The organism is Burkholderia sp. Ac-20392 (assembly GCF_017104585.1).
GTDB classification, from domain to species: Bacteria; Pseudomonadota; Gammaproteobacteria; order Burkholderiales; family Burkholderiaceae; genus Burkholderia; species Burkholderia lata.
This window is the reverse complement of the sequence record NZ_JAAGPB010000294.1, coordinates 1-10,783: the sequence shown is the minus strand read 5'-3', so window position 1 is coordinate 10,783 and position 10,783 is coordinate 1. Positions and strand designations below refer to the sequence as shown.

General features: G+C 65.5%; 8 protein-coding genes. 6 read left to right on the top strand and 2 right to left on the bottom strand.

Annotated features, from left to right (window positions below):
• Nucleotides 1-47 precede the first annotated feature (47 nt).
• From G3N99_RS26290 to G3N99_RS26265, 6 genes are all read left to right on the top strand, one after another.
• Complete coding sequence (locus G3N99_RS26290) at nucleotides 48-947, top strand: protease modulator HflC (protein WP_206123845.1); 900 nt, start codon at nucleotides 48-50, stop codon at nucleotides 945-947.
• Nucleotides 948-983: 36 nt separating this feature from the next.
• Nucleotides 984-1,175: a DUF2065 domain-containing protein gene (locus tag G3N99_RS26285; RefSeq protein WP_011352254.1), complete on the top strand. Its 192-nt coding sequence runs from the start codon at nucleotides 984-986 to the stop codon at nucleotides 1,173-1,175.
• 114 nt (nucleotides 1,176-1,289) lie between these two features.
• Nucleotides 1,290-2,438, top strand: coding sequence for an ATP phosphoribosyltransferase regulatory subunit (locus tag G3N99_RS26280; RefSeq protein WP_089440226.1), 1,149 nt, complete (start codon nucleotides 1,290-1,292; stop codon nucleotides 2,436-2,438).
• Between the two features lie 113 nt (nucleotides 2,439-2,551).
• Nucleotides 2,552-3,898: an adenylosuccinate synthase gene (locus G3N99_RS26275; RefSeq protein WP_011352252.1), complete on the top strand. Its 1,347-nt coding sequence runs from the start codon at nucleotides 2,552-2,554 to the stop codon at nucleotides 3,896-3,898.
• Nucleotides 3,899-3,905: 7 nt separating this feature from the next.
• Nucleotides 3,906-4,502 carry a phosphoribosyltransferase gene (locus G3N99_RS26270; protein WP_011352251.1) on the top strand — a complete coding sequence of 199 codons (597 nt, stop codon included), beginning with the start codon at nucleotides 3,906-3,908 and terminating at the stop codon, nucleotides 4,500-4,502.
• Nucleotides 4,503-4,777: 275 nt separating this feature from the next.
• Nucleotides 4,778-6,694, top strand: a complete 1,917-nt coding sequence (locus G3N99_RS26265) for a potassium transporter Kup (RefSeq protein ID WP_174941073.1) — start codon at nucleotides 4,778-4,780, stop codon at nucleotides 6,692-6,694.
• A 23-nt stretch (nucleotides 6,695-6,717) separates the two neighbouring features.
• Here G3N99_RS26265 and G3N99_RS26260 read toward each other — a convergent pair whose 3' ends face one another.
• Together G3N99_RS26260 and G3N99_RS26255 are read right to left on the bottom strand one after the other, a co-directional pair.
• The gene (locus G3N99_RS26260) at nucleotides 6,718-7,746 is read right to left on the bottom strand and encodes a hypothetical protein (RefSeq protein ID WP_206123844.1); all 1,029 of its coding nucleotides are present in this window, start codon (nucleotides 7,744-7,746) and stop codon (nucleotides 6,718-6,720) included.
• 415 nt (nucleotides 7,747-8,161) lie between these two features.
• Nucleotides 8,162-10,486, bottom strand: a complete 2,325-nt coding sequence (locus G3N99_RS26255; RefSeq protein WP_206123843.1) for a Tex family protein — start codon at nucleotides 10,484-10,486, stop codon at nucleotides 8,162-8,164.
• Nucleotides 10,487-10,783 lie beyond the last annotated feature (297 nt).

The window sequence follows — 10,783 nt, the reverse complement described above, 5'->3', positions numbered from 1 at the left end:
GCAGCCGATCGCGCGAAGACGATCTGAAGTAACGGGGAGCGCAGAACATGAACCGAATCATTGCGCTCGTCGTCGCAATCGTGATCGTTGCCTTCGCGGCATCGTCGACAGTCCTGACCGTCGATCCGCGCCATGCGGCCGTGCTGTCGGGGCGCGATGGCGCGCAGCCCGAACTGGCAGGCCCCGGCATTCATTTCAAATTGCCGCCGCCGCTGCAGACGGCCACGCTGATCGACACGCGCCTGCAATCGCTCGAGTCGTCGGATCCGTTGCAACTGGCAACGGAAGACAAGCATGACCTGCTCGTCGCCTACGCGGTGAAGTACCGGATCAGCGATCCGATGAAGTATTTCACGGCGACCGGGGGCGACCCGTCGGCAGCCGGCGACCGTCTGGCCGGCGCGCTGAAAAGCGCACTCGGTGACGCGTTCGGCAAGCACGCGCTCGACGACGCGCTCGGCGGCCAGCGTGCGATCGCCGACGCGGCGCGCGACGACGTGAAGGCGAAGGCGGCCGGTTTCGGCGTCGACGTGGTCGACGTCCAACTGACGCGCGTCGACTTGCCGGCCGCGCAGACCGACGCCGTTTATCAGCGGATGATCGGCGCGCTGCGCGATCAGGCGGCGCAGGTGCGTGCGCAAGGCGCGGCCGACGTCGAGCAGATCAAGGCGGACGCCGAACGCGAACAGCAGGCCGTGCTCGCGAACGCGTACAAGTCCGCGCAGACGATCAAGGGCGAGGGCGACGCGAAGGCTGCCACGATTGCCGCCGATGCGTTCGGCCGCGATCCGCAGTTCTACCAGTTCTACGCGAGCCTGCAGGCGTACCGGAACACGTTCAAGCGCAACGACATCATCGTCGTCGATCCCGACAGCGAGTTCTTCCGCTTCATGCGCAGCCCGACGGGCGGTGCCGCACCGGCGGCGCCTGCTCCCCGCAAACACTGACCTTGGGGCGCCGCGTCGAGCGGCGCCGTCGCTCGCATGGACCTGGCTGGCTCGTTGTTGCTCGCAGTAGCGCTGATGCTGATCATCGAGGGGGCGTTCCCCTTCGTGTTTCCCGTCGCCTGGCGCGACACGTTTCGTAGAATAGCTGAGCGGCCGCCGCATCATATCCGGATCGGCGGGCTGATCGTGATGGTGCTCGGGCTCATACTGCTGCTGCTCGCGACCTGACCGGGGACCTGATCCAGACGGCGTATCCGCCGTTCGTCCCGCCCGAATTCAGAATTTCCGATTCACATCGCGGCGCGCGTGTCGCGCGCTGTTTCCCGTCGTAGGACCGTACCGATGTCGACCTGGTTACTTCCCGAGAATATCGCCGACGTACTGCCGTCGGAAGCGCGCAAGATCGAGGAGCTGCGCCGCAGGCTGCTCGACCGCTTCCGTTCGTATGGCTACGAAATGGTGATGCCGCCGCTGCTCGAGTATCTCGAGTCGCTGCTGACGAGCGGCGGCGCCGACCTGCGCCTGCGCACCTTCAAGCTGGTCGACCAGCTGTCGGGCCGGACGCTCGGCTTGCGCGCGGACATCACGCCGCAGGTCGCGCGGATCGACGCGCACCTGTTGAACCGCCAGGGCGTGACGCGCCTCTGCTATGCGGGCCACGTGATGCATACGCGTCCGCGCGGCCTGCACGCGACGCGCGAGCAGATCCAGATCGGCGCTGAAATCTACGGGCATGCCGGGCTGGAAGCCGACCTCGAAATCCAGCAACTGATGCTCGACGCGCTGCATCTCGCAGGCCTGTCGCGCATCCGTCTCGACCTCGGCCACGCGGGCGTGCTCGCGGCGCTGCTGGCGCGCGACGCGCAGGCAGCCGAGCGCGGCGAGTCGCTGTACGACGCGCTGTCGGGCAAGGACGTGCCGCTGCTGAACGAGCTCACCGACGATCTCGGCGCCGATACGCGCGCCGCGCTGCGCGCGCTGCCGCACCTCTATGGCGACGCGAGCGTGCTCGCCGAGGCGCGCGCGCGCTTGCCGGTGCTGCCCGAAATCACGCGGGCGCTCGACGATCTCGCGCAGCTTGCAGCGCAGGCGAAGGGTGCCGAGGTGGCGATCGATCTCGGCGACCTGCGTGGCTATGCGTATCACAGCGGTGCGATGTTCAGCGCCTACATCGACGGCGTGCCGAACGCGATCGCGCGGGGCGGCCGTTACGACCACGTCGGTCAGGCGTATGGCCGCGCCCGTCCGGCTACGGGCTTCTCGCTCGACCTGCGCGAGCTCGCGCGGATCTCGCCGGTCGAGGCGCGCGGCACCGCGATTCTCGCGCCGTGGGCGCAGGACGACGCGCTGAGCGCGGCCGTCGCGGCGCTGCGCGATGCAGGCGAGGTCGTGATCCAGGCACTGCCGGGCCACGACCATGTACTCGACGAGTTCGCGTGCGACCGTTCGCTCGTCGAGCGCAACGGCGCATGGGTGGTCGAACCCCGATAAACAGGCGTTCGCGGGACGTGCTTCGGCGTGCATATCGTTGAAGCGAAACGGAAAAATTCGGAATCGCCCGCGAACATAGGTAGAATACGTTTTTAACCAGCTAACGAATCAACATGTCTGCCAGCGCAGTGAACGTGACTCCCGGGCGCAATGTCGTCGTCGTGGGAACGCAATGGGGTGATGAAGGCAAGGGCAAGATCGTCGACTGGCTGACGGACCACGCTCAGGGCGTCGTGCGTTTCCAGGGCGGTCACAACGCCGGCCACACCCTCATCATCGGCGGCAAGAAAACGATCTTGCGCCTCATTCCGTCGGGCATCATGCGTGAAGGCGTCGCCTGCTACATCGGCAACGGCGTCGTCCTGTCCCCCGAAGCACTGTTCAAGGAAATCGGCGAGCTGGAAGAAGCCGGCGTGAACGTGCGCGACCGCCTGTTCATTTCCGAAGCCACGACGCTGATCCTGCCGTACCACATTGCGATCGACCAGGCGCGCGAAGCGCGCAAGGGTGCGGGCAAGATCGGCACGACGGGCCGCGGCATCGGCCCCGCGTACGAAGACAAGGTCGGCCGCCGCGCACTGCGCGTGCAGGACCTGTTCGACGCGAAGACCTTCGCCGACCGCCTGCGCGAAAACCTCGATTTCCACAACTTCGTGCTGACCCAGTACCTGGGCGGCGCGGCCGTCGATTTCCAGGCCACGCTCGACACGATGCTCGGCTATGCCGACCGCCTGAAGCCGATGGTGGCCGACGTGTCGCGCCGCCTGTACGACGCGAACAATGCGGGCCAGAACCTGCTGTTCGAAGGCGCACAAGGCACGCTGCTCGACATCGATCACGGCACCTATCCGTTCGTCACGTCGAGCAACTGCGTCGCAGGTGCGGCGTCGGCTGGCGCGGGCGTCGGTCCGCAGAAGCTCAACTACATCCTTGGCATCACGAAGGCATATTGCACGCGCGTCGGCTCGGGCCCGTTCCCGAGCGAACTGTACGATGCGGACAATCCGCAGCGTCAGGACCAGGTCGGCGTCACGCTCGCGAACGTCGGCAAGGAATTCGGTTCGGTCACCGGCCGTCCGCGCCGCACGGGCTGGCTCGACGCAGCCGCGCTGCGCCGCTCGATCCAGATCAACGGCGTGTCGGGCCTGTGCATGACGAAGCTCGACGTGCTCGACGGCCTCGACGAAGTCAAGCTGTGCGTCGGCTACAAGATCGACGGCAAGGATGCGGACATCCTGCCGCGCGGTGCCGCTGATGTGGCCCGTTGCGAGCCTGTATACGAAACGTTTGCCGGCTGGAAGGAAAGCACGGTCGGCATCAAGACGTGGGAAGCACTGCCGGCGAACGCGCAGGCTTACCTGACCCGCGTCCAGGAAGTGGCTGGCGTGCCGGTCGACATGGTGTCGACGGGTCCGGACCGCGACGAAACGATCCTGCTCCGCCATCCGTTCAAGGTGTAATTTCCAGATGACGCAGCAAATCACGATGACGGCGGCAGACTTGATGACCGATCCGCGCAACGACGACAAGAACCTGTGGGTAGGTTGGGACGAGTATCACCGTCTCATCGAGCTGCTCGCGCTTCAGGTGCATGCATCGGGTTGGAAGTTCGACCAGATCCTGTGTCTCGCGCGCGGCGGCCTGCGCGTCGGCGATCAACTGTCACGCATCTACGACGTGCCGCTCGCGATTCTCGCGACGAGTTCGTACCGCGAAGCGGCCGGCACGGAGCAGGGCGACCTCGACATCGCGCAGTACATCACGATGACGCGCGGCAACCTGGCGGGCAACGTGCTGCTGGTCGACGATCTCGTCGATTCGGGCGTCACGCTTGCGCGCGTGCAGGAGCATCTGAAGGAGCGCTATCCGTCGGTGACGGCCGTGCGCTCGGCCGTGCTCTGGTACAAGGGTTGCTCGAAGGTCAAGCCCGACTATCACACGCAGTTTCTGCCGACGAATCCGTGGATTCATCAGCCGTTCGAGGAGTGGGACACGGTTCGCCCGCACAACCTCGAGGCGTGGATCAAGCGCGGTCGCGCACAGCGCGACGGTTCGGGCGCGTAAGCGGCCGGCCAATCGAAGGAAAGCCTTGTACGGCGCCGCTTGCGGCGCCGTTTTTCATTGGGGCGCCATACGTATCGGCGCCGCGCGTACCGTGATCCGGTAGGCAGACGGCGCTGCCCCGGCTATGATTGGCAGCCCTGCCACAGCTCGCGCCGGAATGCATGCGCAGCGTGGATCACGTGGTTACAAGGCAACAGAGCAGGGCGGCGTTTCACGGGGGCGCGAGTAGAATAGCGCTCGTTTTGTCCGACCCGGACCTGATTATTACGCTTCATATGAACGACACGATCCACGCGACCGACGCAGCACACGCGCCGCATTCGACGCAACAACACTCGATGCGGGCGCTAGCGATAGCAGCCATCGGCGTCGTGTTCGGCGACATCGGCACCAGCCCGCTGTATTCGCTCAAGGAGGCGTTCAGCCCCGCACACGGCATTCCGCTCACCGAAGGATCGATTCTCGGCGTGATCTCGCTGCTGTTCTGGGCAATCATCCTGGTGGTCGGCATCAAGTACCTGCTGTTCGTGATGCGGGCGGACAACAACGGCGAAGGCGGCGTGCTCGCGCTGATGGCGTTGTCGTTGCGGCCGCTCGACTCGAAGACCCGCGTCGCGGGCGCGCTGATGGCGCTCGGGATTTTCGGCGCGTGCATGTTCTACGGGGACGCGGTGATCACGCCGGCGATCTCGGTGATGTCGGCGGTCGAAGGTCTCGAAATCGCGACGCCACACCTGTCCCATCTCGTGCTGCCGATCACGATCGTGATCCTGATCGCGCTGTTCTGGATCCAGCGTCACGGCACCGCGCTGGTCGGCAAGCTGTTCGGCCCGATCATGGTGCTGTGGTTCGTCGTGATCGCGGCGCTCGGCGTGTACCACATCGTGCGCGTGCCGGGCATCATGGCGGCCGTCAACCCGTATTACGCGGCGTCGTTCATGGCCGACCACCTGCTGCAGGCGTACGTCGTGCTCGGCTCGGTCGTGCTGGTGCTGACCGGTGCGGAAGCGCTCTACGCGGACATGGGCCACTTCGGCGCGAAGCCGATCCGCATCGCTGCCTACGGGCTCGTGATGCCGTCGCTCGTGCTGAACTACTTCGGCCAGGGCGCGCTGCTGATCCAGAACCCGAAGGCGATCGAGAACCCGTTCTTCCTGCTGGCACCTGAATGGGGGCTGCTGCCGCTCGTCATATTGTCGACGGTCGCAACCGTGATCGCGTCGCAGGCAGTGATCTCGGGCGCGTATTCGCTGACGTCGCAGGCCATCCAGCTCGGCTACGTGCCGCGCATGAAGGTGCTGCATACGTCGGAACTCGCGATCGGCCAGATCTACGTGCCGGTCGTGAACTGGCTGCTGCTGTTCGTGATCCTCTGCATCGTCATCGGCTTCAAGAGCTCCGACAACCTCGCGGCTGCGTACGGTATCGCGGTGACGGCGACGATGGTGATCACGACCGTGCTCGCGGCGGTCGTGATGGTGAAGGTGTGGAACTGGAACCGGCTGCTGGTCGGCGCGATCATCGCGGTGTTCCTCGCGGTCGACCTCGGCTTCTTCGGCGCGAACCTGCTGAAGGTCGCGCAGGGCGGCTGGCTGCCGCTCGGCATCGGCGCGCTGCTGTTCTTCCTGCTGATGACCTGGTACAAGGGGCGTCACATCGTCAAGGAGCGCACGGCGGCCGACGGTATCCCGCTCGAGCCGTTCCTGCAGGGGCTGCTCGCGCATCCGCCGCACCGTGTCTCGGGTACCGCGATCTACCTGACCGGCAACGACAAGCTCGTGCCCGTCAGCCTGCTGCACAACCTGAAGCACAACAAGGTGCTGCACGAGCGAACCATTTTCCTTACGTTCGTCACGCGCGACATTCCTTACGTGCGCGACGACAAGCGCCAGACCTCGCGTGATGCGGGCGGCGGGTTGTATATCGTCAGGGCCGAGTACGGCTTCAACGAGACGCCGGACGTGAAGGCCGTGCTCGAAGAATTCGGCCGCACGCACGACATGACGTTCGAGCTGATGGATACGTCGTTCTTCCTCGCGCGCGAAACGGTCGTGCCGACGCATCTGCCCGGGATGTCGATCTGGCGCGAGCGCGTGTTCGCATGGATGCACCAGAACGCCGCGAAGCCGACCGACTTCTTCTCGATCCCGGCGAACCGCGTGGTCGAACTCGGGACGAAGATCGAAATCTGATCGCGGAGTGGCGCGCGGGCCGTTCAGCCGCGCGCCGCCGAGTCAGGCGAACAGGCAATCAGGCCGCGATCGTCCGCATCGCCGGCCGCGAAAGCAGCCGCATAGCGCTGCGTATCCCGCGCCACCCAATCCAGATAGCCGCGTATCCAGTATCGGCAGCCGTCGACGAGACCGTGCACGCGTGTGTCGGCATGCTGGGTGAGTGCAGCGGCGCACAGGACGAAGTCGGTGATCTCGGTGCGTACACGCTCGGCCGTGTAGTCGACGCTTGCCTGCAGCGTATGGCCGCGCGATGCGTGGATCAGCACCATGTTCCGGAACTGCCCGGGCTGGCGCGCTTCGACGCCGACGCTCTGGATGTCGTTGCTCCAGCAGACGATATGATTCGCGTGCCGGCACAGCGTCTGGATTTCCCGCCGGTGAAACGTATCGGGCGGGACGGCGCCGGCGTTGGCCGCGTCCGCCAGTGCGAGGCACGGATTCATCCCGCTCGTGTGACGCCGGATCGTTTCATACTGTGGCACTGCGACTGGCTCGGCTCTCAGGTGGCCGAGGATCTGCAGCCCGGCGGTGGTCGCCCACAGGCGCATCCCTTGTGCGAAGCGCGCGAAGTGTTCGGCCGACAGGCGCGCGCGCAGGCGCTGACACAGATCGAGCCACGCTCGCTCTCCATAGACAGGTTGGGAGCCGGTACATTCGTAGTCGAGCACATCGATCATCGCGGTCAGATTGCGCAACGTATCAGGGCCGACCGGTTCCACGCGATCGACGAACAGGTCGTCGACGAGAAAGAACCACACGAAATAATCGGCGAGCACCTGCAGCAGGGAAGGATCGGCGTTCGGGTAGCAGCGCGCGGCGAGCCAGCCGTACCGGGTGCGCGCGACGCGTTCCCGGTAGGCGTCGCTGATGAACATGCCGTATGCGTCTGCCCATTCGAGCATGCGCGATTCGATTCGCTCGACGTGCGGTGAACAGGCGCCGGCCCACGGCACATCGAAAACGGGAATGCGCAATGCGGCCAGTTCGGTTTTCAGATTGTCTTCTGTCATGGTTCTCCGATCCATTTTTCGCGAATCCGTCCCGGTTCGCCGGCCACGCGAATACCGGATGCAATACGTCGCGAATCGATTGCAAACAGCGAGTCTGAAAGACGGGAGGGCCGGAAATGCAAGGCGTGCGCGAGGGCTGCTGAGAACCTTGCCGCTGAGCGGAAAGATCGCTGCGTATTCCGGAAGCATCAAAATGCTGCCGTTCGCAGATTTATTTTATGTACCGTATGTGAAGCGTCAAGAAAACGTATCTCACAACGCGGATTGTTCAATTCGCCGATTAAACGTGGGTGAATGATGATGAAAACGCGCATATTCGGTTTTCATCGAAAATATTGGAAGTGAGTACGACGACTCAATAAAAAAAGCCCGCCGGAAGGCGGGCTTTTTCTATGTCGCGAAAGCTTGCGCGTACTCAGCGCTTCAGCTTCGCGAACGCCGCGGCCATTGCGCCGGCCGGTTCCGGCTCGCGCGAACGCTGCGGGCGAGCCGTGCTGCGCGCCGCGTTGCCGCGATCCTGGCCGCCGCGCGACGACATGCCGGGCGCTGCCGCGTCGTCGTCGAGGCGCATCGTCAGCGCAATGCGCTGGCGCTTCACGTCGACGTCGATCACCTTCACCTTGACGACCTGGCCAGCCTTCACGACTTCGTGCGGATCCTTGATGAACTTCGTCGACATCGCGGATACGTGGACGAGGCCATCCTGGTGGACGCCGATGTCCACGAACGCGCCGAACGCGGCGACGTTCGTCACGACGCCTTCGAGCGTCATGCCCGGCACGAGATCCGACACCTTCTCGACGCCTTCGCGGAACGTCGCGGTCTTGAATTCGGGGCGCGGATCGCGACCCGGCTTCTCCAGTTCGGACAGGATGTCGCGTACCGTCGGCAGGCCGAAACGTTCGTCAACAAATTCCGTCGGGGACAGGCCCGACAGCGCTTCGCGGTTGCCGAGCACGTCGTCGATGCGCTTGCTGATCTTCGCGAGCATCCGTTCGACGACCGGATACGCTTCCGGGTGCACCGACGAGCGGTCGAGCGGATTCTCGCCGCCGTTGATGCGCAGGAAGCCGGCGGCCTGTTCGAAGGTCTTGTCGCCGAGGCGCGGCACCTTGCGCAGGTGCTCGCGCGACGGGAACGGGCCGTTCGCATCGCGGTAGTCGACGATGTTGCGCGCGAGCGTCGCGTTCAGGCCCGATACGCGGGCGAGCAGCGGGGCCGACGCGGTGTTCGCGTCGACGCCGACCGCGTTCACGCAGTCCTCGACGACCGCGTCGAGCGAGCGGGCGAGTTCGCGCTGGTTCACGTCGTGCTGGTACTGGCCGACGCCGATGGCCTTCGGCTCGATCTTCACGAGCTCGGCGAGCGGATCCTGCAGGCGGCGTGCAATCGATACGGCACCGCGCAGCGACACGTCGAGTTCCGGGAATTCCTTCGCGGCGAGCTCGGATGCCGAATAGACCGACGCGCCGGCTTCCGACACGACGATCTTCTGCAGGCGCAGCTCCGGGTGTTTCGCGATCAGTTCGCTCGCGAGCTTGTCGGTTTCGCGCGACGCGGTGCCGTTGCCGATGCTGATCAGCTCGGCCTGCGTCTGCGCGGCGATGCGTGCGAGTTTTGCGATCGAGCCATCCCAGTCGCGGCGCGGCTCGTGCGGGTAGATCGTGTCGGTCGCGAGCACCTTGCCGGTGCGGTCGACGACCGCGACCTTCACGCCCGTGCGCAGGCCGGGGTCGAGACCGATCACGGCCTTCGGGCCGGCCGGCGCGGCCAGCAGCAGGTCGTTCAGGTTGCGCGCGAACACGCGGATCGCTTCCGTTTCGGCCGTTTCGCGCAGTTGCGTGAGCAGTTCGTTCTCGATGTGCGGCTGCACCTTCACGCGCCAGCACCAGCGGCATACGTCGGACAGCCATTTGTCGGCCGGGCGGTTCTGGTTCGCGATGCCGAAATGGCGCGCGATCATCGCCTCGCCGGGATGCGGCACCTGCGCGTCGAGCTCTTCGCCGAGGCCCAGCTTGACCGTCAGCACGCCCGCGTTGCGGCCGCGGAACAGCGCGAGGGCGCGGTGCGACGGCACGGTCTTGATCGTTTCCGCGTAGTCGTAATAGTCGCGGAATTTCTCGCCTTCCTCGTTTTCCTTGCCCTCGACGACGGCCGACGACACGACGCCCTGGTTGTGCAGGTAGTCGCGCAGCTTGCCGAGCAGCTCGGCCGTCTCGCCGAACTGTTCGGACAGGATGTCGCGCGCGCCGTCGAGCGCGGCCTTCACGTCGGCGACGCCCTTGTCGGCGTCGACGTACGCGGCTGCCTCGGCCTGCGGGTCGAGCAGCGGGTTCGCGAGGAGCGCCTGCGCGAGCGGCTCGAGGCCGGCTTCGCGGGCGATCTGCGCACGCGTGCGGCGCTTCGGCTTGTACGGCAGATAAAGGTCTTCGAGCACCTGCTTGCTGTCGGCCGCATCGATCGCGGCGCGCAGTTCGTCGGTCAGCTTGCCCTGCTCGTCGATGCTCGACAGGATCGTCGCGCGGCGATCCTCGAGTTCGCGCAGATACAGGAGGCGTTCCTCGAGCTGGCGCAACTGCGTGTCGTCCAGGTTGCCGGTCACTTCCTTGCGGTACCGGGCAATGAACGGAACGGTCGAGCCTTCGTCGAGGAGTTGCACGGCCGCCGCGACCTGGCGCGGCTGGACGGACAGTTCGGTGGCGATGCGCTGTACGATCTTGAGTGCTACGGTTTCCGTCATGTCGTGGATGATCTGCCTGCTGAAATCGCGGCGGGGGCCGCCAGGCCCGAAGCGGCGGGCTGCGTGGCAGGCCCGACGGGCCAGATGCCGCGGGTGAGTGAAGCGGGGCATTTTGCCATAAATGGCGGAGCGCCCAGCCGGGGGTGATAGAATTTGACACATGTCCCGCAGCTTTCCTACGACGTTGCCAACTTCCCGAATTTCTCTCGTCGCGCTCGGCGCAGCGCTCGCCGCGGCTTTGTCTGCCGGGCCTTCCGGCGCGTTCGCGCAAGCTTCGGACGCCACCGCGCCGGCCGG